The following is a 23,817-nucleotide window of genomic DNA, read 5'->3' on the forward strand; positions in this document are numbered from 1 at the left end:
AACACCATGTTCCGATCCATCTTCACGCGCGGTGCCGCGGTGCTGGGCCTTGTGGCCTGTGGCGTCGCTGCTGGCACGGCGGCCTCGGCCCAGGAGGCCACGCTGCCCAAGTCGATGCTCTGGTCGACCTATGACGTCGGCTCCAGCGGCTATGTCGAAGCGGCGGCCATCGCCGATGCCTTCGGCAAGGAATTCGGCACCCGCGTCCGCATCATGCCCTCGGGCACCTCGATCGGGCGTCTGCTGCCGCTGCGCACCGGCCGGGTCCAGTACGGCTGGCTGGCCAACGAAGTCTTCTTCGCGACCGAGGCCGTGCACGACTTTGCCACCCAGGAATGGGGTCCCCAGGATCTGCGCATCGTCGCGGGCCGTCCCTCGACCTTCGGGATGGCGGTTGCGGCCGACAGCGGCATCACCTCGATCCAGGACCTGCGCGGCAAGCGCGTGCCCCAGATCAAGGCGAACCCGTCGATCAACATCAAGATCGAGGCCATGCTGGCCTTCGGCGGCCTGACCTGGGACGACGTCCAGGTCGTTGAAATGCCGTCCTACGGTGCCATGCTGACCGCCCTGGTCGATGGTGTGGTGGATGCGGTCGGGTCGACCCCGACGGCGGCAACCCTGTACGAGATGGAATCCTCGTCGCACGGGATCGCCTGGCTGCCGCTGGCTGCCGACGATGCCGAAGGCTGGGCCAACATCACCAAGGTCGCCAGCTTCTTCGGGCCGACCGACGCCACCGCCGGTGCCGGCCTGAGCGAAGAGGCCTCTTCGCCCATGATCTCGGTCCGCTACCCGATGATCACGGTCTATGCCAACGCGGACGAAGACGAAGTCTACAACTTCGTCAAGGCACTGGATGAAACCTACGACATCTACGCCTCGGCCACCGCGGCGACCCCCGCCTGGGACATCAAGGGCGCAGGCGTGCCGCCGGCAGATGCCCCCTTCCACCCCGGCGCGGTCCGCTATCTGACGGAAATCGGTGTCTGGACCGAAGAAGCCGACGCCTGGAACGCCAAGCGCGTCGAGCGCCTGGAGCAGGTCAAGGAAGCCTGGAACGCCGCCTTCGACGCGGCCGCAGAACAAGGCCTGTCCGACAAGGACTGGCCCGCACACTGGGAAAAGTATCGCAGCGAGATGCTGAACTGATCCGGTTCCCTTCAACGCACGGCCTGATCGGGCCGTGCGTTTCCACTTCTGTCGACAGGTGTCCACATGACTGACGTCACCTCTTCCGGGTCCGCCGAGCCGCGGGCCGTTTCCATTTTTGCAGACCGGGGCCGGCTGGCCGTTGTCGCGCTTGGCGTGCTTGGCCTTTGCGCGATCATCCTGCAGACCTTCAACATCCAGGTCGCGGGGCTGTTTCCCCTGCTGGCCAACCGCTTCTACTATCTCGTCATCGGCCTGTACCTGGCCGCGTCCTTCCTGATCTTCCCGCTGGCCGGGCGTGGCACGCCGGTGCGGCTGATCGATGCGCTGACCGCCGTGCTTAGCCTGGGCTGCGGGCTCTACCTGTGTTCCGTCGGCGAAAGCATCCTGACCCAGGGCTGGGACATCATCCCGCCGCAGCAGGCCGCGATCGTGTCTGGCGTGACCATCGCCCTGTCGCTTGAGGCCGTGCGCCGTATCGGCGGCACCATCCTTCTGGTGATCTGCGGCACCTTTGCCGCCTATCCGCTGTTTGCCGATGCGATGCCGGGCTTCCTGTGGGGGCCGTCCTTCGCGCTTAACGAAACCGTGGCCTCGCTGGTCATGGGGGCCGAGGGCGTGATCGGCATTCCGCTGCGCGTCGTCGCCGACACGCTGGTCGGCTTCATCATCTTCGGATCCGCGCTGAACATCATGGGCGGCGGGCAGTTCTTCATGGACTTCGCCAATGCGCTGATGGGTCGGACCCGGGGTGGCCCGGCCAAGGTGGCGATCCTGTCCTCGGGGCTGTTCGGGTCGCTGTCGGGCAGCGTGATTTCCAACGTGCTGACCACCGGTCGCCTGACCATTCCGGCCATGCAGCGCACCGGCTATCCCGCGCGCTACGCGGCGGCGGTCGAGGCCTGCGCCTCGACCGGGGGTACGCTGATGCCGCCGGTGATGGGGGCCGTGGCCTTCATCATGGCGTCCTTCCTGGATACCTCCTACACCACGATCATGGTCGCGGCGGTGGTGCCGTCGGTGCTGTATTACCTGACGCTGTTCTTCCAGGTCGACCTATACGCGGCGCGCACCAACATGCAGACGACCGTGGCCGAGGGGCAGCCGACCGTCGTCGAAGCCCTGCGCGACGGCTGGCATCATGTGCTGGCGCTGATCGCGCTGGTCACGCTGCTGTTCACCGTCAGCCCCGGGCGTGCGGCCTATTACGCAACGGCGCTGATGCTGGTCATGGCGCTGGTGCGGCACCGCAAGCTGCCGACCTGGGAAGGTGTCTGCGTGATGATCGAGGACATCACGATCAACATCGCCTACCTGATCGGCACGCTCTGCGGCATCGGCCTGGTCATCGGCGCGCTGTCGATCACCGGCGTGGGCGGAGCCTTCTCGCGCGAGCTGATCCAATACGGCGGCGGCAGCCCCTTCCTGCTGCTGGTGCTGGGGGCGATCACCTCGTTCATCCTGGGCATGGGGATGACGGTCAGCGCCTGCTACATCTTCCTGGCGACGCTGCTGGCCCCGGCGCTGGTGGACCTTGGCTTCTCTCCGATCGGGTCGCACCTGTTCGTGCTGTACTGGGGGATGCTGTCCTACATCACGCCGCCGGTTGCTCTGGCCTCGATCGCTGCTGCGCAGATCTCGGGGGCCAAGGGGATGGAGGCGGGCTTCACCTCCATGCGGCTGGGCATCGTTCTGTTCGTTCTGCCCTTCCTCTTCGTCTATCAGCCTGCGCTGATCCTCGACGGGGCGCTGGTGGATGTCGTCCTGTCGGTCGGCACCGCGGTGGTTGGCCTGGCTCTCGTCAGTTGTGCGCTTGAAGGCTACCTGTACGGTGTCGGCCGGATCGGCATGCTGGCGCGCGTCGCGGTCGGTGTGGGCGCGCTGATGATCGTCGTGCCCGTCCGCACAGTCGAGCTGGGCGGGATTGCCGTCATGGTGGTCACGGTGCTGATCCTGCTGGCGAAAAGGCGCAGGCAACTGGCCTGAGCCCCAAGGCAATCACAAACACAAAGGACGGCCGTCGGGCCGCCCTTTTGCGTTTGAAAGGGGCGTTCAGACCTCGGGGACCCATTCCAGGGGCTGCATCTGCCCCATCTCGGTCGCCTTCACGAAGCGCAGGAATTCGCGGACCACTTCGTTGCCGGAATTCTGGTGGAAGATCATCGACACGCGATGTTCGGCCTCGGTGCCGTCGATTTCCACGTAGACTACGTCACCGTAATCCATCCGCGCCAGCGACTGCGGCACCAGCGCGACGCCCATGCCTTGGCTGACCAGGGTAACGACGGTGAACCAGTTGCGCAGCCGGTAGCCGTCGTAGGGGGCCATCCCGCCTTCGGCCAGCACTTCTGCGATGCGGTCATAGTTCGACTGCGCATAGGCCCGTTCGAACACCAGGACCTTTTCGCCCGCCAGCTGCGGCACCTTGATCTTGCCGCGACCGGCCAGGCGGTGACCGCGAGGCAGGCAGCAGACCAGGCGTTCTGTTTCCAGAAGGTGGCTGTCGATCTCGTCGGGCAGGGGGGCATCGTGGATAAAGCCAACGTCGAGTTCGTGCCCGGTGATCAGGTCGATCTGTCCGGCGGAATTGGTTTCCTGCAGGACCAGTTCGACCTTGGGATAGGCCTCCTGGAACTGGCTGAGGATCTCGGGCAGGCGACGGAACAGCATCGAGGGCACGAAGCCCACGCTTAACGTGCCCGATGTGCCCTTGGCCGTCTGTGCCGCGATGGTTTCAGCCTGGTGCAACTGGTGCAGCAGCCGCGCGGCATGTCGGGCAAAGACCGCCCCGGCCTCGGTCAGGCGCACGGACCGGTTGGACCGGATCATCAGCGCGAAGCCCAGGGTTTCCTCCAGCTGGCGCAGGCTGGCGCTCAGCGGCGGCTGAGAGATGTTCAGCTTGCGCGCGGCATTGCCAAAATGCAGCTCTTCCGAGAGGGCGACGAAATATTCCAGCTGTCTGAAGGTAATGGCCATGCGGTTAGATGATACCAATATCCGTATCGGTCAATAGCGCATTGCTATCGTGATCCCTGCCGGGCGGGCCTGTCCGGGGCGCGAATGGCGGTGGACGCCCGGGCCCCCTGCGGTAAAGCTGATGCAAAGTCGCGGGGGCTGCACCCGGGACGGGCACGACACAGGACTTGCGACCATGGACATCCGCCAGCTGCGCTATTTCATCGCGATCGCCGATTCCGGGTCGCTGTCGGAGGCGGCGCAAAAGCTGAACCTGGCGCAGCCGTCGCTGTCGCAGCACCTGGCCAACATGGAGCAGGAGCTGGGCGTGCCGCTGGTCATCCGGTCCCCGCGCGGGTCGGTCCTGACCCAGGAAGGGCAGGTGCTTCTGACCCACGCGCAGGACATCTGCGCCCGCATGACCCGCTGCCTGGCCGAGATGCGCGAACTGTCGCAAGAGATCTCGGGCGTGGTGCGTTTCGGCATGCCGCCGTCGTCCTCGATGGTGATGTCGGTGCCCCTGGCGGAAACCGTGCGGGTCGAGCTTCCCAAGGTCCGCCTGCGCGCCAGCGAGGCGATGAGCGGCTTCATCCGCACTTGGATCGAGGATGAGACGGTCGAGATCGGCATGCTCTACACCCTGCAGGGGGCCGAGCATTTCGTCTCGACCCATGTGCTGGACGAACAGTTGTATTTCTTCTCCGCCCCCGATGCCTGGCCGCTGTCGACCGAACCGGGCGCGCCGGTGCCGCTGCGGGACCTGGAGCAGATCGAACTGGTGTTGCCGGGCGATCGCCACGGGCTGCGCCGGATCGTCGACCAAGCCGCCGACAGTGCCGGGGTGGCGCTGAACGTGGTCACCGAACTGGATGCGATGACCCAGATCAAGGAACTGGTGGCCCGTGGGTCGGGCTTTTCGATCTTTGCGCCGGCGGCCTGCCACGACTTTGTCGAAAGCGGGCGGCTGGTCAACGCGCCGATCGTGGATCCGGTGATCTCGCGCCCCGTTTACCTGGCGCGCAACCCGAAGGTGGCCCAGACCCGCGCCTGCGCCGCCATCGAACAGCTGACGCTGAAGGTGGCGGCGGACCTGGTGGCGCGGGGGATCTGGGACGGGCGGCTGGCCTTTGATCCCGATCAGCTGTGATCAGGCCTGAATAGGCTGGCCCGAGTGATCAGGTCCAAGTGATCAGGCCCGAATAATCAGGCGGTGGCCGTGGCCGTCATGGTGACCACGTCGCGGGACATGTCGCGCACCCGCAGCTCCAGCCCCTCGGGTGTCTTGCGACCCTCGACCTGAACGGGGGTGTTCGCGGTCAGCGGTGAGAGCCCGCGATAGCGGAACTGCGCCGGAACCTCGCCCAGCATTTCGGTGGCCAGGTGCTGCATCCAGGTGGACTGGATCGGGCCGTGGACCACCAGGCCGGCATAGCCTTCGACCCCGGTGGCATAGGCGGGATCATAGTGGATGCGGTGGCCGTTGAAGGTCATGGCGGAATAGCGGAACAGCAGGGTCGCGTCGGGCGTGGTCGCCCGCACCACGGCATCTTGCCAGGGCTCGGCCTGCGGCGGGGTGGGGGCGGGCTGTGACGGATCGTGGTCTTCGCGGTAGACGATGTCGTGCACCTCTTCCACGCGCAGATCGCCATCCACCAGATAGCGGTGATCCAGCGTGACGAATCCCAGCCGGCCGCTGCGGCCTTCCTTGTACTTCACATCCCGCACCTTCGTGTCACGGCGTACCGTTTCGCTTTCGTGGATGCCGCCGTGCCATGTGATCGAGCCCCCGGCCCACATGCGGCGGGGCAGGCCGAGATCGGGCAGGAACAGCCCCAGCCGGGGGTGGGCGTCGCGGCCCAGATCCTCGGCCGGATAGATCTCGGGGGCGAGGATCCATTGCAGGCCGGGAATGTCCGGCCCCTTGCACAGCATCGGCCCCATGGTGGCGCGGTATTCGGCGGCCAGGCGGGCGGTCAGCGTGTCGGTGACGCTGCGGCTGTGGCCGATCCAGTCGCGGATCGTGGCGTCGGGTGTGTCCATCGTCGTCTCCTTCGGACGGGCCGGGGTTTTGGGCCTGTGGTTGCTGGAACACTGGCGCGGTCAGAACGACCGCGGCATGTCCAGCACGTGTTCGGCCACGTAGCTGAGGATCAGGTTGGTCGAAATCGGGGCCACCTGGTACAGCCGCGTTTCCCGGAACTTGCGTTCGATGTCGTATTCCTCGGCAAAGCCGAAGCCGCCATGCGACTGAAGACAGGCATTCGCCGCCTCCCACGACGCATCCGCCGCCAGCATCTTGGCCATGTTGGCCTGGGCACCGCAGTCTTCGTGGGCATCGAACCGGCGGCAGGCCTCGAACCGCATCAGGTTGGCGGCCTCGATGTTCACGTAGGATTTGGCGATCGGGAATTGCACGCCCTGGTTCTGGCCGATGGGGCGGCCAAAGACGGTGCGTTCACCGACGTAGGCCGCGGCCTTTTCCACGAACCAATAGCCGTCGCCGATGCATTCCGCGGCGATCAGCGTGCGTTCGGCGTTCAGCCCGTCCAGGATGTAGCGGAAGCCATAGCCTTCTTCGCCGATCAGGTTTTCTTCGGGAATTTCAAGGTTGTCGAAGAAGACCTCGTAGGTTTCGTGGCCGACCATGTTGCGGATCGGGCGGATCTCCATGCCGTTGCCGATGGCCTGTTTCAGATCGACGATGAAGATCGACATGCCCAGGGACTTGCGCTTCACCTGGTCCAGCGGCGTGGTGCGGGCCAGCAGGATCATCAGGTCGGAATGTTCGATCCGGCTGATCCAGACTTTCTGGCCGTTGACCACGTAACGGTCGCCCTGCTTCCTGGCGACGGTCTTGATCTTGGTGGTGTCCGTGCCGGTGGTGGGTTCGGTCACGGCCATGGATTGCAGGCGCAGGTCTCCGCTGGCGATGCCGGGCAGGTACTTGGCCTTCTGCGCGTCCGACCCGTGCCGCAGCAGGGTGCCCATGTTGTACATCTGGCCGTGGCAATGGCCGGCATTGCCGCCGCCCCGGTTGATTTCCTCCATCACGATCGAGGCCTCGGTCAGGCCAAGTCCCGCACCGCCGAATTCCTCGGGGATCATGGCGGCCAGCCAGCCGTCGCGGGTCAGCGCGTCGATGAATTCGACCGGGTAGGTTTCGTTGCGCGCATGGGTGCGGTGGTATTCGCCGGGGAACTGGGCGCAAAGCGCACGCAGGGCGTCGCGAAGTTCGTCATGGTCGGAAGAGGCGCTGGTCGGGATCATGGTGTTGGTCCTTATGAATAGGGTCGCGGCGGGCGGTATCGGGTGTCAGTCGGAAGAGGGTGTGGCGGTGAATTCCGCGCGCACCGCATCGGTATGGGCCCCGAGGGCGGGGACGGGGCCGAACTCGGGCAATGCCCCGTCCACCACCGCGCCGGGCGACAGCAGCCGCACGGGGCCAGAGGGCGTGTCGACCTCGACATAGCGGTTCTGGGGGTGGGCGGCCAAATCCTCCATCGTGCTGACGCGGCCATTGGCGATGCCGACCTGGTGCATCTTCTCGGACAGGGCATCGCGGGGGCTTGCCGCAAAGATCCCGGCGATCAGATCATCCAGCACCGCGCGGTTGGCGACCCGGTTGGAATTGCTGTCGAACCGCGGATCGGTGGCGATCTCGGGGCGTTCCAGCACGCCGTCGCAGAACTTGACCCATTCGCGTTCGTTCTGGATCGACAGCAGCACCAGCTTGCCGTCCGATCCGGGGAAGGCCCCGTAGGGCGCGATGGTGGGATGGCTTAGCCCGGCGCGGGCCGGTTCCTTGCCGCCATAGGCATATTGCAGGTAGGGCACGTTCATCCAGTCGGCCAGCGCGTGGAACAGGCTGACCGAGATATGCCGCCCCTTACCGGTGATGCCGCGCGCGATCAGTGCCTGAAGCACCGCCTGATGCGCCGTCATCCCGCAGGCGATGTCGCAGACGGAAACACCGACGCGGGCCGATCCCGCAGGGTTCCCGGTGATCGAGGACAGCCCGCTTTCGGCCTGCACCAACAGGTCATAGGCCTTGAGCTTGGCATAGGGGCCTTCGTCGCCATAGCCCGAGATCGACACGGTGATCAGCCGGGGGTGTTTGCGGCGCAGGTCCTCGGGGGCATAGCCCAGGCGGTCGATGGCACCGGGGGCCAGGTTCTGGACAAAGACATCGGCCTTTTCCAGCGCCCCTTCGAACACCTTGCGGTCGGCATCCTCGCGCAGGTCGAGGCAGACGGATTCCTTGCCCCGGTTCAGCCAGACGAAATAGGCGCTTTCGCCGTGCACAAGGTGGTCATAGGCGCGGGCAAAATCGCCCTCGGCGCGTTCGATCTTGAGCACGCGGGCCCCGGCCTCGGCCAGGCGGCCGGTCAGGTAGGGGGCGGCGACGGCCTGTTCGATGGAGACGACAAGAAGGCCATCCAGATCCTTTGCCATGAGGTGTCCTTTTCCTGCGGGTTCAATCTGCGTTCCGGTCGCGGCCAATGGGCGGTGCCCTGATGCGCCATCATGGGCGGTCAGGGGCTACGGCCGAGAGGGTCAGGGGCAGGTTAGACCATGGGCGGGCGATTGCGGGAAATACGAAGTGTCGAAGATAGGTATAGGAAAAACATATACCCCTTGCGTCGCGGTCTTGGGTATTGTCCCCACCTATTGCCTCTGGCCCGCGCGGGCCCCTTGAAGTGACGCAAAGAAAGTGACGTGATGGACAAGATCGCCTTCCCCCTGTTCCTGCCCGGCCTGCGGATGGACCGTTTTGACAAGGCGGCCTCGGCCGGGGCCGATGCGGTGATCCTGGATCTTGAGGACGCGGTGGCCGCCGCCCAGAAGGACGAAGCGCGGGCGGCCATCGTGGCGCATATGGCTGACGCCCGGCCCGGGATGCCGGTCATCCTTCGGATCAATGCCAGCGACACCGACTGGCATGCCGCAGATCTGAAGGCCTGCGCCGCGCTGCCACTGGCCGGGGTCATGCTGGCCAAGGCCGAACGGGCCGAGGATTGCATCCGCGTGGCCAAGGCCACGGGCAAGCCGGTGATCGCGCTGATCGAAACGGCCCTTGGGCTGCACAACGCGGTTGCGATCGCCGGGGCCTCGGTGCGGATCGCCTTTGGCTCGATCGACTATGCGGCTGACCTGGGGATGGCGCATGCGCGCGACAGTCTTCTGGCGGCGCGGTCGGCGCTGGTTCTGGCGGCCCGGCTGGGCGGGCAGGTGGCCCCCTGGGACGGGGTGACCACCGATCTGAAGGACGCGCAGGTCATCACCGGCGATGCCCGGCATGCCCTTCAGCTGGGCTTTGGCGGCAAGCTGCTGATCCATCCGTCGCAGATCGCCCCGGCGCGGCAGGGCTTTGCCCCCGCCGCAGATGACATCGCCTGGGCGCGCCGCGTCGTGGCGGCGGCACAGGTCGACGGGTCGGCGGTGAAACTGGATGGCGCGATGGTGGACGCGCCGGTGATCAAGCGGGCGCAGGCGATCCTGGCCCGCGCCAGGGCGGAGGACGTGGCATGAGCCTGACCGATCAGATCGTCGACCTGGCCCATCTGCCCGCCAACCAGATCCCCGAGGGTGCACGCGCCAAGGCGCAGCTTTCGCTGCTGGACTGGATGGTCTGCGGCTGGGCCGGGCGGGATGAACCGCTTTCGGGCAAGCTGCGCGACCTGGCCGCGCTCGAAGGCGGACGCCCTGTCGCCCATGTCTTCGGTGGTGCGCCGGGGGCGATGCAGGTGCCCGCGCGGATGGCGGCGCTGGTCAATGGCGCGGTCAGCCATGCGCTGGATTATGACGACACGCATTTCGCCCATGTCGGGCATCTGTCAGTCGGGATCTACCCCGCCGCCCTGGCCGTGGCCGAGGAGCTGGACGCCTCTCAGGCCCAGCTGGTCGAGGCCTTCGTGATCGGGGCCGAGGCCGCGATCCGCATCGGCGTGGCCCTGGGGGCGGCGCATTACAATCGTGGCTTTCACCAGACCGCCACCGCCGGGGCCTTTGGCGCAACCGTTGCGGCGGCGCGGCTCTATGGGCTGGACGCGGATCAGACCCGCGCGGCCATCGGGCTGTGTGCGACCCGTGCCTCGGGGCTGCGGTCGCAGTTCGGCACCATGGGCAAACCCTATAACGCGGGGATCGCGGCCTCGACCGGGGTGGAATGCGCGCAATTGGCGCGGCTTGGCATGACCTCGGCCCTGGATGGGCTGACCGGGCCGCAGGGGTTCCTGGACACCCATAGCGACGCGACCCATGTGGGGGACGCCTTTGACCTGCCGCCTGCGCAGGGGTTCCTGTTCGATGACAACAAGTACAAGTTCCACGCCTGCTGCCACGGCACCCACGCGATGATAGAAGGGCTGCTGGCCGTCAGGCCCGCAGGGCTGACGCTGGACGACGTGGCCGGGGTAACCCTGCTGACCAGCCCGCGCTGGCTGAGCGTTTGTGACAAGAAAGCCCCGACCACGGGGCTGGAGGTCAAGTTCAGCTATGCCTGGCTGGCGGGCATGGCGCTGCGCGGCGATGAGACCGGGGATGACCGGGCCTATAGCGATGCCCTGGCGCAGGATCCCGCGCTGGCGGATTTCGCCAGCCGGGTCGAGGTCACGGGCGATGCAGGGGTGACGGATCTGCAGGCGCGCGGACAGATCACCCTGCGCGATGGCGAGGTGCTGGACTATGCCCACGACCTGGCCGCGCCGCTGCCCGGGAAGCTGTTGCGCGACAAGCTGCTGCGCAAGGCGCAGGCGGCGATCGGGCCCATGGGCCCCGCCTTTGCCGATCACCTGGCGTCCCCCGGCGGGACCAGCGCCCGCGCGATCGGGGCGCTGATTGCCGAAGGCGCGTGACGCTCAGGCCGGTTCGGCCAGGCGCGCAGGGGATGTCGCGGCGATCTCGGCCACCGCCGACAGGATCGCATCGACCTTGTCGTCGCAAAGAAGCGCGCTGAGGTTGAAGCGGGTGAAGCCCGGGCGCGCCGTGTCGTCGCCCGCGCTGATCCGGGTGCGGATCGCGTCGCTGTCCGCCCGCGACAGCCCCAGAAGCCGGTGCCCATAGGGCCCGGCGCAGGCACAGCCGCTGCGGGTCTGGATGCCGTAGCGGTCCGACAGGATCCGCGTGACATCCCCGAAATGCGGGGCATTCTCGCCGGTCAGCCAGAAGGACAGGATCGGCAGGGCACGGGTGCCCGGCGCACAGGATTGCCCGGCAAAGCGTGCCCCCGGCATCGCGGCAAAGGCCTGTTCGGCGCGGGCGCGCAGGGCGGCGTGGCGGCGGTCCAGCCAGTCCTGGCCCATGGCCTCTTTGACCAGCACGGCAAGGGCGGCGCGTATGTCTCCGATGACATTGGGCGTGCCGGCCTCTTCCCGCATTTCCAGCGAGGTGGCGTAGTCATGCCCCCAGGGCGAGACAAAGCGCACCGTGCCACCCCCGGGCCAGGTCGGGCGGGCCCCCTGAACCACGTCGCGCCGGATCATCAGCACGCCCGAGGCCGCGGGGCCGCCGATGAATTTGTGCGGCGAAAAGACCACGACATCCATGGCGTGATCCGTGCCGGGGGCCATGTCGATGCCGATATAGGGCGCACCACCGGCGTAATCCCAGACCGCCAGCGCGCCATGGCGTTTCAGCAGCCGGGTGACGGCGGTGGTGTCCGTCAGGATGCCGCTGATGTTCGACGCGGCCGAGAAAGTGCCGATCACCGGCCGTCCGGAAGCCGCGTTCAGGACCTGTTCAAGATGCGCCAGGTCCACACCGCCGCCGGGGGCTTCCAAGGTCTCGATCACCTCGGCCCCGGTTTCGCGCCAGGGCAGGATGTTCGAATGATGCTCATACGGTCCATGCACCACCAGCGGCTTGGCACCGGCGGCGACCATTTCGGGCAGGCCCAGTAGGTGCACCGCGCGGTTGATGCCGGCCGTGGCCCCGGCGCCAGTGAAGATCGTGGCGAAGCTGTCGTCGGCCCCGCAATGGCGGGCGATGACGGCGCGGGCCTCGCGCCGCAGGCGGGTCATCAGCGCGCCGCAATAGGAGCCTTCGGTATGCGAATTGGCGTAATAGGGCAGGACATGCGTCATCACCGCATCCTCGACCTGCCGCAGGGCCCGCCCCGAGGCGGTGTAATCGGCATAGATCAGGGGGAGCGGGCCGTCGGGGCCGGGCAGGGTCAGCCCGTCGCCGATCAGCCCGGCACGCAGCCGTTCGATCCGGTCCGGGGTGGTCATCTGATCTGCAAAAGCGGTGAAAAAGTCGGTCATCTTGCGCCTGTTCCTTCGTTTGAAGGGAAAATGGTCGAAGATCGGCGCGGTTTTCTCACAAATATCGTTGTCTGATGGGCATATTTTGGGTCAAATGACGCGCATGAGCGTGAAACTTGACGAAATTGATCGACGGATCCTGCGGGCGCTGCAAAAGGACGCCACCCTGTCGCAGCGCGACCTGGCGGACCGCGTGGGGCTTAGCCAGAATGCCTGCTGGCGGCGGGTGAACCGGCTGAAGGACGAAAAGGTCATCGCGGGCTATACCGTGCGGCTGGATCGCGATGCGGTGGACCTTGGGCTGACCGTCTTCGTGCTGATCCGCACGCGGCAGCATTCGGCGGACTGGCTGAAAAACTTCCGGCGCGAGGTCTCGACCATCCCCAATGTCATCGACATGTTCCGGATCGCGGGGGACTACGACTATATCCTGAAGGTGCAGGTGGCGGACATGAACGGGTTCGATCAGGTCTACCAGCGCATGATCGCCTCGGTCGATCTGGACACCGTGACATCGCTGATCACGATGGAGGCGATCGCGGAAGACCGGGATCTTCCGCTTTGATCGCAGTGGCCTAGCAGGGGGCTACCAGGCCTCGCCCATGGGGCGGATCTGGGTTTCGAAGGTCCAGGCATCGCGCGGCTGCTTCCACAGCTGGATATAGGTCTGCGCGACCGAGGCCGGGTCCATCAGCACCCGGTCCTTGCCGGACTCGGCCATGCGTTCGCGGACCCAGGCGGTGTCGACACCGGAATCGATCACCAGATGGGCGACGTGAATGCCCTGGGGCATCAATTCGCGCGCGGCGGATTCCGCCAGCGCCCGCAGGCCGAACTTGGCGCTGGCGAAGGCGGCAAAGCCCTTGCCGCCGCGCAGGCCCGCCGTGGCCCCGGTGAAGAAGATGCAGCCCCGATTGCGTGGCAGCATGGTCTTCGCGGCTTCGCGCCCGGTAAGGAACCCGGCATAGCAGGCCATTTCCCAGACCTTGCGGAAGACCCGTTCGGTGGTTTCGGTGAAGGGAAAGTTCACATTGGCCCCGATGTTGAAAATGCAGACCTCAAGCGGGGCGGTGGCCTCGGCCTCGGCGATGAACTGGATGACCGCGTCTTCGTTGCGGGCGTCTAGGGTGCGGGCCTCGATCCTGCCGCCCATGGCCTCGATCTCGGCCACCAGGGGGGCCAGCTTGTCGCCATTGCGGCGACCGGCGAAGATGGTGAAGCCTTCGGCGGCAAAGGCCTTGCAGATCTCGGCCCCGATGTAATCTCCGGCCCCGATGACGGCGACGGTCTGGTTGCGGTGGTCCATGGGATGGTTCCTTTTCGCGGTGCGGTCGTTTTGGGCCGGTCAGAGGCTGGCCAGGTGGTCTTCCAAGTCGCGCAGGCGGTCCTTGCCAAAGTAGATTTCGCCGCCCACGTGGAAGGTGGGGCTGCCGAAATCGCCCATTTCGACGGCGCGGTTGGTGGTCGCAAGAAGGGCGTCCTTGACGGGCTGCGTTTCCGCCAGCGCAAAGATGGCGGCCCCGTCCAGCCCGGCGGCGGTGACGGTGGCAATCGCCGTCTCAGGATCGCCCATGTCCACCTGATCTTCCCACATGGCGGTGAAAACGGCGGCGACATAGGCGTCGAAGACCCCCATCTGCTGCGCCGCGACCGCCCCGCGCATCAGGCGCAGGGTGTTGACCGGAAAGGCCGGGTTCCAGGCAAAGCGGGTCAGCCCGTGGCGGCGGATAAAGCGATCCCGCTCGATCGCCTCGTATTCCAGGCGGTTGCGGATGCCGGCAAAGGCCTCGGCCGGGGATCGGTTGTTGGTGGCCCGGAAGACACCGCCCAGCAGCACGGGGATCAGGTTCAGTTCGGCCCCCTGGCGGGCGGCGATCCCGGGCAGGACCTTGTAGGCCAGGTAGGCATTGGGACTGCCGAAATCGAAGTGGAATTCGATCGCTTTTGCGGTCTGGGTCATTGGGTCACCTTTCGATCTGCCCTGCCTTCCCTTTGGGACGCGGGGTCTGGTCATCAGTTTCAAGGGCAGGGCACCGGGCCGCAGGCCGCCATCCGCCGGATGTCCGGCCGGGCGTGCGGGGTTTGATGATATCCTCCCTCGACCGATCCGCGCTGAGTCGGTTCTGAAATCGAACTTAATTTTGACATCAGCCCCCGGTCAAGTTTATTCCTGACACAGACCTGCCCCTGATCGTGGAGAGCGCGGATGAAATGGGATGAGCTGGCCGAGGAAAGTTGTTCGATGGCGCGGACCCTGTCGGTGATCGGAGACCGCTGGACTTTGTTGATCCTGCGGGATTGTTTCCTGGGGGTGCGCCGGTTTGATGCCTTCCAGGACCGGCTGGGGGTGACGCGCGGCATCCTGTCGGACCGGTTGAAGCAGCTGACCGAGGCGGGGGTGCTGAAAAAGATCGCCTACCAGGACCGCCCGCCGCGCCATGAATACAAGCTGACTGCCAAGGGGCTGGATCTGTATCCGGTGGTGCTGTCGATCGTGCACTGGGGGGACCGGCACATGGCCGGCGACGCGGGCCGCCCCGTGTTGCATCGCCACCAGAGCTGCGGGCATCTGTTCGACCCGGTGCTCAGCTGTTCCGAATGCGGCGACCCCCTGCGCCCGCAAGAGGTTGATGTGCTGCCCGGACCGGGCCGCACAGATGACCGTCACCTGCCGGTGACGGCGCGGCGGTCCGGCTAGGGCCATAACGGGCAAGTCCTTGCGCAGCCGCGCAAATGGCCGGAAAAGGGCGCGGAATTCACTGGTCAGCACCGGTGCCAGGGTGCAGTCTGACCAGACCTTTGGCTTAGGACAGGTGACATGTCGGTTTCGCAGGTGCCCGCGACAGATCCGTTTCACGACGATCCCGATCCCGAAACGGGCTACAACCGGCTGTGGATCAACCTGCTTCGGGTGCAGCGCAGCACCATGGCCCGCGTCGCCCGCGAATTGCGCGCACATGGCATCGGCGATCCGCTTTGGAGCGAGATCCTGGTGCAGCTTGACCGGGCGGGCGAGGCGGGCATCGTCATGTCCGAGCTGGAACAGCGCCTGATGTGCCCGCAATATTCGCTGTCGCGTCACATCGCCCGGATGGAAGAATTGGGCTATGTCCGGGGGGCAGGGGCCAAGGGGCCGGGCCGCGCAAAGAAGGTGACGCTGACACCCGAAGGCCGCGCCAAGATGGACGAGATCGACCCGATCTTCAGCCACATCATGCAGCAGGAATTCAGCACTCGGCTTAGCACCGAAGAAGCCTATGACATGGTGCGGTACCTGATCCGGCTTTATCCGTAGCCGCGCCTGACCGGCCACGCGGTGTGCGCAAATGAAAACACCGGCCCGCCTGGGGCCGGTGCAAAGGTCACGCGGACAGGATCAGAACTGGAAGACGGCGACGACCGAAATCGTGCGGCCCGGTTCTTTCAGCGTATCGATGCTTTGGAAATCGCCGCCATAGGTGGTGCGGTCGGCATAGGTCACGTCGAAGAGGTTGCTGATCTCGCCCCGGATGGTGAGGTTCTTCATCGACGGCGGCACGTATTCCGCAAAGACGTTCACGACCTGATAGCCGGGGAAGTCGCGGTTGCCAAAGCTGCCGCCGCCGGTCTTGGGCAGGGCCGCGTCGATGCCGCCGCCGACCTTCAGGCCCTGGATTCCGGTGTCCTGTTCGACCTCGAAGGCAAAGACCGTTCCGATCGGCGCGCCGAAGTCCAGCGTGGTATAGCTGTCCTCTTCCTGGCCGTTGATCGACACCTTGCTGTGCGACATGGTCACACGGGCAAAGCCGCTGTCCCAGCCATAGGTGGCACCGAGGTTGAAGCCCCGGCTTTCGAAGTCGGAATTCCGGGTCGCGCCATAGGTCGAGGTCCGGGCGTTCTTGAATTGCGATACGAACAGCTCACCCCCCAGTTTCAGCCCGCCGACCTCGTAGTCGAAGCCCAGTGTGGCGTTGTTCGCGCGGGACGGGCGCAGCCCGGTGTAATCCCAAGCGGGGTTGAAGGTGTAGTTGTCCTCGATATCCAGACCGCCGAAGACGGTGGACAGGCCCCCGCGGAGCGACAGCGCCTGGGTCAGCTGGAAGGTGGCCGAGGCATTCGCCGAAAGCCCCTGATTGGTGATCTGCTGGCCGCCGGTTCCGGTAAAGCGCTGGCGGTCGTACCGCGCCCCGAACGACAGGTCGAGCCGGTCGGTCGCCGCCAGACGCACCTGGGCAAAGACGCCGATATTGCGCGACCGTTCCGTGACATCCGCCGGAGAGCTGGAGGTCGGCGGGCTGTAGTAGTTGCCCGTCGTGTCCTGGTAATCCAGGCCGGCGACGATGGTGCTGGCCCCGTCCAGGTGGAAGGTGTTCTGCAGCGTCATCGAATAAGTGCCGGTGGTGCCGTTGCTGTCTTCGTTCAGCGGCCGGTTCACGGCGTTTTCGGAATAACCCAGGGTCAGCTTGGGATCCCAAAGCCCGTCGGCCAGCACGTTTTCATATGTGAAGGAATAGCTGCGGCGCAGGGTGTTGAACTGGTACAGCGGCTGGGCCGACCCGCCCTGACCGCCAAAGTTGGGGCGGAACTGGCGCAGTTCGTTGTCGCGCAGGTGCTGGGCCGAGAGTTCGAAGCGGTGGCCCTCTTGCGCCTCATAGGCGACCTTGCCCAGGGTGCTCAGCATATTCGCGCCGGACCCGACCTGAGCCGTGCCCGCGCCGGTGGTGTAATCGTCGCCCGAGGCGCGTTTGACATAGCCCAGCCAGGAGAACCCGTTGTACTGGCCCGCAAGGGTCAGCGCGCCCTGGGCGGTGTTGCCATTGTCGGCATAGGACAGGCGCAGGTTGCCGCCGACGGCCTGGCCATCGGTCAGGATATCCTCGGCATCGACGGTTTCGAAGACGACCGATCCGGCCAGGGCAAAGGGCCCCGCATCCGCAGGAGAGATCGTCGCATCCGCCCGCACCTGTTTCAGCAGGCCCGGATCGATGGCGTTCGAGGTCACGTGGTGGAAGGCGCGGTTGTTCTGTGCCGCTCCGTCGATCGACACGCCAAGGTTCAGCATGTCGACGCCGTTGATAAAGATCTTCTGGGCGATCGGAATGCCGCCCCCGACCGAGACCGAGGCGATGCCGGCAAAGACATCCTTCAGATCGCCGGTGCGCGCGCGCTCAAGTTCGAAGTCGGACACATACATCGACGTGGCGCGGTCGGCGGCCTGACCGTGGATGTCGCGCTGCTGCACCACCAGCGGGTCCAGCTGGAAGACCTCGGCCTGGGTGGTGGTGGCGATGACAGCGGCCACGCTGCCCATGAGAATGGATTTGGTCCCGCGCAAAAGCGCGCCTGTTCTGTGCCGCATGATGTCCCCCGGCGTCTTTTCGATTGTCGGCTGGGAAAATCCTGGCTGTGGGGTCTGACTAGTTCACGGGCCCTTATCATGCAAGTGCATGTATTGTGTCGGAAAGGCGCTTTTGCAGGTCTTTTCGCGGCTTTTTGGCCGGGTGCCCTGCCAGCGGGCCGCGTCCCGCCGTGGTGCCCTTTCGTTTAGGCGGGCACGGCGACCTGCGAGCCGTCGGGGCGGGCCAGGATCTCCATCTGCAAGGCATAGATGTCGTGCAGCGCAGCAGGCGTCATCAGGTCGTCGGGCGTGCCCTGCAGGGCGACGCGACCGCCCTTCAGCGCGACGATGTGGTCGCAATAGCGGGCCGCCATGTTCACGTCATGCAGCACGATCACCGCGCTGCGGTTCTGGCTGTGACACATGTGGCGCACCAGTTGCAGCACCTCGACCGCATGGGCGATGTCCAGGGCCGAGATCGGTTCGTCCAGCAGCAGGGTCGAGGCCTGTTGCGCCACCATCATCGCCAGCCAGACGCGCTGACGCTCGCCCCCCGACAGCGTATCGACAAGGCGGTCGGCAAAGCGGGTGACGCCGCATTCCTGCATGGCGCCCGCGACCGCCGCCTCGTCCTGCGGGCCAAAGCGGCCAAGCGCGCCGTGCCAGGGATAGCGGCCCAGGGCGACCAGTTCGCGCACCAACATCCCCTCGGCCGGGGGGGTGGTCTGCGGCAGGAAGGCCAGGCGGCGGGCATAGTCGCGGGCGGACCAGTCGGGCAGGGGGCGATCCTCGAACCGGATGTCTCCGGTCGCGGGGATCTGGCGGGCCAGCGCCTTGAGCAGGGTGGACTTGCCCGATCCGTTGTGGCCGATCAGGGCGATCATCCGGCCTGCTGGCAGGTTCAGCGAAACCTCGTGCAGCAGGCGGCGGCCGGGGACGTCCACGGTCAGATTATTCAGGGAAAACAGGGTCATCACTTCGACCTCATCAGCAGCCACAACAGCCAGGGCGCGCCGATCAGTGACGCGAACAGGCCAAGCGGCAGTTCATAGGGAAAGCCGGCCATGCGGGCGCCGAAGTCGGCGGTCAGCATCAGCAGGGCACCGATCAGGGCGGCTCCGCTTAGATGGTGTTCGGGGCGGGCCAGGCCAAGGCGGCGGGCCATATGCGGGGCCATCAGCCCGACAAAGCTGAGCGGTCCGACAAGGATCGTCGCGGCCCCGGTGGCGATGCCCGCCAGCACGATCAGCAGTAGCCGGGCGAGGCGCAGCGGCAGGCCAAGCGCGCCCGCGACCCCGGTACCAAGCGGCAACAGCGCCAGCCAGCGCCGTCCGCCCAGGGCCGCCAGCCACAGCGCCAGCGCCACGGCGCCCAGCCCAAGCGCACCGGGCAGGGTGACGGCGGCCGAGGATCCGCTGAGCCAGGCCAGGATCACCCAGCTTTTGGCGTCCCCCGCCGCCATGATCGCCGACAGCACCGCCGAGGCGAAGGCCGACACGGCAATGCCCGCCAGCAGGATGCGTTCGGTCGGCATGTCGCGGCGCAGCACGTAAAGCGCGACCAGCAGAAGGGCCACGACCCCGCCCGCGATTGTGCCCCCGTACAGCAGCGCCGCGCCGGGGCCTGTCACCAGGTAGATCACCGCCGCAAAGCCAAGCGACGCCCCGCCCGAGACGCCCAGCACCTCGGGCGAGGCCAGCGGATTGGCGGTCAGCCGTTGCAGCACCGCGCCCGCCAGCGCCAGCGCGGCCCCTGCTGCCGCCGCCGCGATCAGGCGGGGCAGGCGCATGGGCAGGAAGTCGGCAAAGCTCTGGGCGTCCAGGATGGCCCAGCCGCCGGGCACGCGGCCGATCCAGACCAGCACCAGCGCCAGGACCACCAGCGCGGCCACCAGCGCGCCCAACAGCGGCAGCGGGCGGGACAGGCGCGGGGCGGGGCCTTCGGCGGCCTCGGTCCCCGGCGGGGTGGACCCGCGCAGGCGCGGCAGCAGCCAGATCAGAAGCGGGCCGCCGATCAGGCCCGTCAGGGCACCGGTCGGGAACATCTCTCCTCCTGCGCCGGCCAGGGTCAGGACCAGCCCGTCGCAAAGCGACAGGATCAGCGCGCCGATCAGCGGCGACAGCGCCAGGCGCTGCGGGATGGTGCGGGCGCCCAGGGTCCGGGCCAGGGCGGGGGCGGCCAGGCCGACAAAGCCGATCAGCCCCAGTTCCGCCGAGACACCGGCGGCCAGCACAACCGCGACACAGACCGCCGCGAGCCGCACGGCGGCGACGTTCACGCCCAGACCCGCCGCCCCGGCGATGCCAAGCGACAGCACCCGCAGCGGGCGGGCCAGCAGGGCGGCGGCCAGGGCTCCGACGGCCAGCAGCAGGGCCAGGGTGGCAACGCCGCTCCAATCCTGTTGGACGAGCGATCCGCCGTTCCAGATCACCAGCGACAGCAGGTATTGCCCCTGTGACAGGGTGACGGCGGTGGCAATGGCGCTGGCGGTCATGCCGACCAGCATGCCGGTGATCACCATGGTGACCGGCGCAAAGGCGCGGCGCGCGCCCACGGCCAGCACCAGCGCGGTGGCCAGACCGGCCCCGGACAGGGCGATCGGCCAGCGGCCCAGGGCCAGCAGGTCAGGGGCCAGGATCGTCGCCAGCACCAGCGCCAGCTGCGCGCCCGAGGAAATTCCAAGCGTCGTGGGATCGGCCACCGGGTTGCGCAGCACGATCTGTAAAAGCGCACCCGACAGCCCAAGCGCCGCCCCGGCCAGCAGGGCGATCACCCCGCGCGGCAGGGTGCCGAAGGCCAGAAGGATCTGATCGACGCTCATCCCGTCGGCGTCCAAGGGCAGGGCGGGCCAGAGGCCCGGGGGCAGCTGCATCACCGCATAGCGGCCGGTCAGCGCAAGGGCCAGGGCGGCGGTCAGCGCCAGCAGAAGGGGAAGGCGGGCGCGGGTCACAGGCGCACCTTTGGGCTGGTCAGCAGCGCATGGCGCAGCAGCCGGGCAAAGCGCAGGGCCGAGGGCAAGCCGCCGAAGGCGTTGACCTCGGGCAGTTGATACAGCCGCCCCTCGGCGACCTGGGGCAGCGCCTGCCACAGCCGCGACCGGGACAGGGCGCGGCGTGCCTGCACGGGGACATCACCGACGATGACGATGCGGGCCTCGGGCAGGCTGGCCAGGCGTTCGATCGGAACCGGCGCGAGAAAGCTGAAGCGGGTGCGGCCTTCCCAGGCGTTCTCCAGCCCAAGTCGCGCAGCGGTCGAGCCGAAAAGGCTGTCAAACCCAAAGGCGCGCAGGTGGCGGGCATCGCCGATGTTGATCAGGCACAGCGGCCGGTCCGCATGGGCGGAGATGTCACGAGCGATGGTGTCAAAGCTGTCCTGCGCGCGGGCCTCGGCGCGAATGGCGGACCCGGGATCGTCGACCCGTTCGGCCAGGCCGTGCAGGGCGGCCAGAACCTTGGCCAGGGGCGCTTCTCCCTGAACATAGAAGGGCAGGTTCAGCACCGGGGCCAGCTGGGCAAGCCGCGCCTCGTACCGGGTGTAATAGGGCGAGGTCAGGATCAGGTCGGGGCGGACCAGCTGAAGCAGTTCGAAATTCGGGGCACCGCGCAGGCCCAGATCAACCACGCTGTCGGGGATCTCGGGTTCGGGCGTGTCCTGGCTGTAGCGGATCAATTCGCAGGCGGCGACGGGCATGTGGCCGATGGCGATGGCGGTCTCGAGCATCGCCCAGTCGATGGCCGCCAGACGCGGGGAAGGCTTGGCAGAGGCCCGCAAAGGGAAACCCGCCGCCAGTGCAAGACTGGCGGCGGTCAGAAAGGCGCGTCGCGAGGGCACGCTGAACGCGCGGTCAGGGATCACCACTTGTAGCTGATCTTGGCCGTGATGGTGCGGCCTTCGCCGTAGTAGCAGCCAAAGCTGCCGCAGTTCGCCAGGTAGACCTTGTCAAAGACGTTACCCACGTTCAGCGAGGCGTCGAACTTGTCCGTGGAATAGCCCACGCCCAGGTCGAACAGCGTCACGCCGGCCAGCGAATAGGTGTTGGCCAGATCGCCCTTGCGCGACCCGATGAACCGCGCACCGCCGCCCAGGCGGAAGCCGCTGTCAAAGGTCTGGTCCAGCCAGATCCCGGACATGTGGCGCGGCGCGTTCGGCATTTCGTTGCCGTTGTTGGAGCCGCCGTTTTCCACCACGCGGGTGCGGTTGTAGGCATAGCTGGCGCGCAGGTTCAGACCGCGGGTCAGCTCGGCCACGGTTTCCAGTTCGAACCCGTAGGATTTGACCTTGCCGATCTGCTGACGGCCCAGGGCACCGCCCAGGTTGATCGTCAGGTTTTCCTGCTGCAGGTCGTAGACCGAGGCCGTCACCAGACCGCGATAGCCGGTCGGTTCGTATTTGACGCCGGCCTCCCACTGACGGGCGGTCAGCGGCTTCAGCGTGTTGCCGCTGCCGTCGACGCCGATTTCGGGATCGAACGAGGTCGAGTAGTTCAGGTAGGCCAAGGTGCCTTCCGCGATCTCGTACCCAAGGCCGGCGCGGCCGGTCAGCGCGGTGTCGGACTGATCCACGACGCCGTTGCCGGCGAAGTTGGTGTAGGTCGTGCCTTCCTGTTTCGACCAGTCATAGCGCAGCGCAAGCGAGGCGCGCAGGCGGCCCATCTCGATCTCGTCCTGGGCGTAGACACCGACCTGCGTCTGGGTGATCGCCGGGGTGCTGGTGTACCAGGCCGTGCCGTTCGGATGTGTGCCATAGGTCGGGTTGGCCCAGGTCAGGTTGCCCACGCCACCTGTGGTCGAGTTGTAGAACTCGGTCACCGTGTCGGCCTTGAAGCGGCGGATGTCGATGCCAAACAGCAGCTCGTGCACGACGTCGCCGGTCTGGACTTCGCCGGCCAGGCGGGTGTCCAGGCTGATGCCGGTGTTATGCTCGACCTGGCGGTTGGCCCCGCGGGTGATCTCGGTCCCGCCATTGGCGGTGCCGTTCACGTAGTGGCCATAGTATTCCCAGTCGAATTTCTCGTAGCGGAAGCTCTGGCTCAGGGTCCATCCGCTTTCCAGCTCGTGATTGACTTCGAAGCCCAGGTTGAAAATGCGGCGGTCGCTGCGATCCCAGCCCGGTTCGCCGGTGTTCAGCTGACGCAGGTAGTCGTCGTTGCCCTGACCGGTCAGCGCAAAGGGCACACCGGCCGGAGAGATCGGCGAATCCTTGGTGTAGGACGCGATGACGTCGATTGTGGTGTAATCCGACGGGCGGTAGCGGGCGGCAAGGCCCAGGTAGCCACGGTCGTTGCCCAGGTCCTTGATCTGCGTGTTCTGATCCTTGCCGATGCCGGTCACGCGGAACGACAGGTCGTCGGTGACGGCGGTGTTGAAGTCGAAGAACACCTGTTTGGAGCCGTTGTTGTCAAAGCCCAGGCCGACCTCACCAAAGTCGAAATCCTGTGCCCGCTTCTGCACCTGGTTGATGATCCCGGCCGGGGATCCCGCCCCATAGAGAGAGGAGCTGGGGCCGCGCAGAACCTCGACCTGCTGCAGGGCATAGGTTTCATAGGCGGGCGCACCCATGTAGCGCAGCTGGCGCAGGCCGTTGACGTATTGCGACCCACGGGCCTCGAACCCGCGCACGGTCGGGCTGTCAAAGCGGGGGTCCATGCCATAGGGCTCGCCCAGCACGCCGGCGGTGTAGTTCAGCGCTTGACCAAGGGTCTGGGCGTTCTGGTCTTCGATCTGCTGTGCGGTCACGACGGACACGGACTGCGGCGTCTTGGCCAGCGGCGTGTCGGATTTCGTGGCGGATTGGTTGTACTCGGCCACGTAGCCTTCGGCTTGGGTCGAGGTGTCGGTCGTGGCGGTCACGATAATCGTGTTGAGGTCTACAACCTCTTGATTTTCCTGCGCCATCAAGGGCGAGGCAGCAAGGGTAAGTGTGCTTGCCCCGGCCATGAGGGCGGTGCGGCGGGCGTGTGTCATGGGAGCCTTTCGATTTTTTGCGGCGCGTACCTGACTAAAACAATCGGACATGTCAACGGGGCCACCCCATGCCACCGAAAGAACTTGAGTAAAAGAATAAACTATATATGAGAGGCAAATATTTTGCCGGGCTGCACTGCGTGGCACCGATGCCACAGAATCCGCCGTC

At 66.4% G+C, this 23,817-nt stretch carries 20 protein-coding genes; 8 read left to right on the forward strand and 12 right to left on the reverse strand.

The window, feature by feature from the left end; translation table 11 throughout:
- The first annotated feature begins 6 nt into the window (after positions 1-6).
- Together BMX99_RS10140 and BMX99_RS10145 are read left to right on the forward strand one after the other, a co-directional pair.
- The gene (locus BMX99_RS10140) at positions 7-1,152 is read left to right on the forward strand and encodes a TAXI family TRAP transporter solute-binding subunit (protein ID WP_093450817.1); all 1,146 of its coding nucleotides are present in this window, start codon (positions 7-9) and stop codon (positions 1,150-1,152) included.
- A 66-nt stretch (positions 1,153-1,218) separates the two neighbouring features.
- Entirely contained in the window at positions 1,219-3,138 is a 1,920-nt protein-coding gene (locus tag BMX99_RS10145; RefSeq protein WP_093450820.1) for a TRAP transporter permease, read from the forward strand.
- Positions 3,139-3,204: 66 nt separating this feature from the next.
- On the opposite strand, the gene BMX99_RS10150 is transcribed toward BMX99_RS10145, so the two are convergent.
- Positions 3,205-4,128, reverse strand: coding sequence for a LysR family transcriptional regulator (locus BMX99_RS10150; protein ID WP_093450824.1), 924 nt, complete (start codon positions 4,126-4,128; stop codon positions 3,205-3,207).
- 175 nt (positions 4,129-4,303) lie between these two features.
- Here BMX99_RS10150 and BMX99_RS10155 point away from each other — a divergent pair, with 175 nt between their 5' ends.
- Positions 4,304-5,254: a LysR family transcriptional regulator gene (locus BMX99_RS10155; protein WP_093450827.1), complete on the forward strand. Its 951-nt coding sequence runs from the start codon at positions 4,304-4,306 to the stop codon at positions 5,252-5,254.
- A 56-nt stretch (positions 5,255-5,310) separates the two neighbouring features.
- Here BMX99_RS10155 and BMX99_RS10160 read toward each other — a convergent pair whose 3' ends face one another.
- Genes BMX99_RS10160 through BMX99_RS10170 form a run of 3 tightly spaced genes read right to left on the reverse strand, consistent with a single transcriptional unit; the run spans position 5,311 to position 8,559 of the window.
- Positions 5,311-6,147 carry an HTD2 family dehydratase gene (locus tag BMX99_RS10160; RefSeq protein WP_093450830.1) on the reverse strand — a complete coding sequence of 279 codons (837 nt, stop codon included), beginning with the start codon at positions 6,145-6,147 and terminating at the stop codon, positions 5,311-5,313.
- Between the two features lie 60 nt (positions 6,148-6,207).
- The gene (locus BMX99_RS10165; RefSeq protein ID WP_093450833.1) at positions 6,208-7,374 is read right to left on the reverse strand and encodes an acyl-CoA dehydrogenase family protein; all 1,167 of its coding nucleotides are present in this window, start codon (positions 7,372-7,374) and stop codon (positions 6,208-6,210) included.
- 45 nt (positions 7,375-7,419) lie between these two features.
- Positions 7,420-8,559 (reverse strand): CaiB/BaiF CoA transferase family protein, encoded by a 1,140-nt coding sequence (locus BMX99_RS10170; protein ID WP_093450835.1) that lies wholly within the window; start codon positions 8,557-8,559, stop codon positions 7,420-7,422.
- Between the two features lie 267 nt (positions 8,560-8,826).
- Between BMX99_RS10170 and BMX99_RS10175 the strand changes: the two genes are divergently transcribed.
- Positions 8,827-9,636: an HpcH/HpaI aldolase/citrate lyase family protein gene (locus BMX99_RS10175; protein WP_093450838.1), complete on the forward strand. Its 810-nt coding sequence runs from the start codon at positions 8,827-8,829 to the stop codon at positions 9,634-9,636.
- A complete protein-coding gene (locus BMX99_RS10180) occupies positions 9,633-10,961 on the forward strand; it encodes an MmgE/PrpD family protein (RefSeq protein WP_093450841.1) in 1,329 nt (442 codons plus the stop codon). Before BMX99_RS10175 ends, BMX99_RS10180 begins: the two co-directional genes overlap by 4 nt.
- A gap of 3 nt (positions 10,962-10,964) precedes the next feature.
- Here the strand turns inward: BMX99_RS10180 and BMX99_RS10185 are convergent, their stop codons facing one another.
- On the reverse strand, positions 10,965-12,368 hold the full coding sequence (locus BMX99_RS10185; protein WP_093450845.1) for an aminotransferase class V-fold PLP-dependent enzyme: 1,404 nt from the start codon (positions 12,366-12,368) through the stop codon (positions 10,965-10,967).
- 103 nt (positions 12,369-12,471) lie between these two features.
- Between BMX99_RS10185 and BMX99_RS10190 the strand changes: the two genes are divergently transcribed.
- The gene (locus BMX99_RS10190; protein ID WP_093450850.1) at positions 12,472-12,933 is read left to right on the forward strand and encodes an Lrp/AsnC family transcriptional regulator; all 462 of its coding nucleotides are present in this window, start codon (positions 12,472-12,474) and stop codon (positions 12,931-12,933) included.
- Between the two features lie 21 nt (positions 12,934-12,954).
- On the opposite strand, the gene BMX99_RS10195 is transcribed toward BMX99_RS10190, so the two are convergent.
- A complete protein-coding gene (locus BMX99_RS10195; protein WP_093450855.1) occupies positions 12,955-13,674 on the reverse strand; it encodes an SDR family NAD(P)-dependent oxidoreductase in 720 nt (239 codons plus the stop codon).
- A gap of 39 nt (positions 13,675-13,713) precedes the next feature.
- Complete coding sequence (locus tag BMX99_RS10200) at positions 13,714-14,328, reverse strand: 2-hydroxychromene-2-carboxylate isomerase (RefSeq protein ID WP_093450861.1); 615 nt, start codon at positions 14,326-14,328, stop codon at positions 13,714-13,716.
- A 246-nt stretch (positions 14,329-14,574) separates the two neighbouring features.
- Between BMX99_RS10200 and BMX99_RS10205 the strand changes: the two genes are divergently transcribed.
- Together BMX99_RS10205 and BMX99_RS10210 are read left to right on the forward strand one after the other, a co-directional pair.
- Positions 14,575-15,066 carry a winged helix-turn-helix transcriptional regulator gene (locus tag BMX99_RS10205; RefSeq protein ID WP_093450864.1) on the forward strand — a complete coding sequence of 164 codons (492 nt, stop codon included), beginning with the start codon at positions 14,575-14,577 and terminating at the stop codon, positions 15,064-15,066.
- A gap of 120 nt (positions 15,067-15,186) precedes the next feature.
- The gene (locus BMX99_RS10210) at positions 15,187-15,663 is read left to right on the forward strand and encodes a MarR family winged helix-turn-helix transcriptional regulator (RefSeq protein ID WP_093450867.1); all 477 of its coding nucleotides are present in this window, start codon (positions 15,187-15,189) and stop codon (positions 15,661-15,663) included.
- A gap of 81 nt (positions 15,664-15,744) precedes the next feature.
- Here BMX99_RS10210 and BMX99_RS10215 read toward each other — a convergent pair whose 3' ends face one another.
- The 5 genes from BMX99_RS10215 to BMX99_RS10235 all read right to left on the reverse strand — a co-directional run bounded on the left by BMX99_RS10215 (position 15,745) and on the right by BMX99_RS10235 (position 23,648).
- The gene (locus BMX99_RS10215) at positions 15,745-17,706 is read right to left on the reverse strand and encodes a TonB-dependent receptor plug domain-containing protein (RefSeq protein ID WP_170848701.1); all 1,962 of its coding nucleotides are present in this window, start codon (positions 17,704-17,706) and stop codon (positions 15,745-15,747) included.
- Positions 17,707-17,891: 185 nt separating this feature from the next.
- Complete coding sequence (locus tag BMX99_RS10220; protein WP_093450871.1) at positions 17,892-18,659, reverse strand: ABC transporter ATP-binding protein; 768 nt, start codon at positions 18,657-18,659, stop codon at positions 17,892-17,894.
- Positions 18,659-20,635, reverse strand: coding sequence for a Fe(3+)-hydroxamate ABC transporter permease FhuB (fhuB, locus tag BMX99_RS10225; RefSeq protein WP_280140392.1), 1,977 nt, complete (start codon positions 20,633-20,635; stop codon positions 18,659-18,661). Before fhuB ends, BMX99_RS10220 begins: the two co-directional genes overlap by 1 nt.
- Positions 20,632-21,543 (reverse strand): ABC transporter substrate-binding protein, encoded by a 912-nt coding sequence (locus BMX99_RS10230; RefSeq protein WP_409371773.1) that lies wholly within the window; start codon positions 21,541-21,543, stop codon positions 20,632-20,634. The genes fhuB and BMX99_RS10230 overlap by 4 nt, the downstream gene beginning before the upstream one ends.
- Positions 21,537-23,648 carry a TonB-dependent siderophore receptor gene (locus tag BMX99_RS10235; protein WP_093450873.1) on the reverse strand — a complete coding sequence of 704 codons (2,112 nt, stop codon included), beginning with the start codon at positions 23,646-23,648 and terminating at the stop codon, positions 21,537-21,539. The genes BMX99_RS10230 and BMX99_RS10235 overlap by 7 nt, the downstream gene beginning before the upstream one ends.
- Between the last annotated feature and the right edge of the window lie 169 nt (positions 23,649-23,817).

The organism is Pseudooceanicola nitratireducens (genome assembly GCF_900109195.1).
Taxonomy (GTDB): Bacteria; Pseudomonadota; Alphaproteobacteria; order Rhodobacterales; family Rhodobacteraceae; genus Pseudooceanicola; species Pseudooceanicola nitratireducens.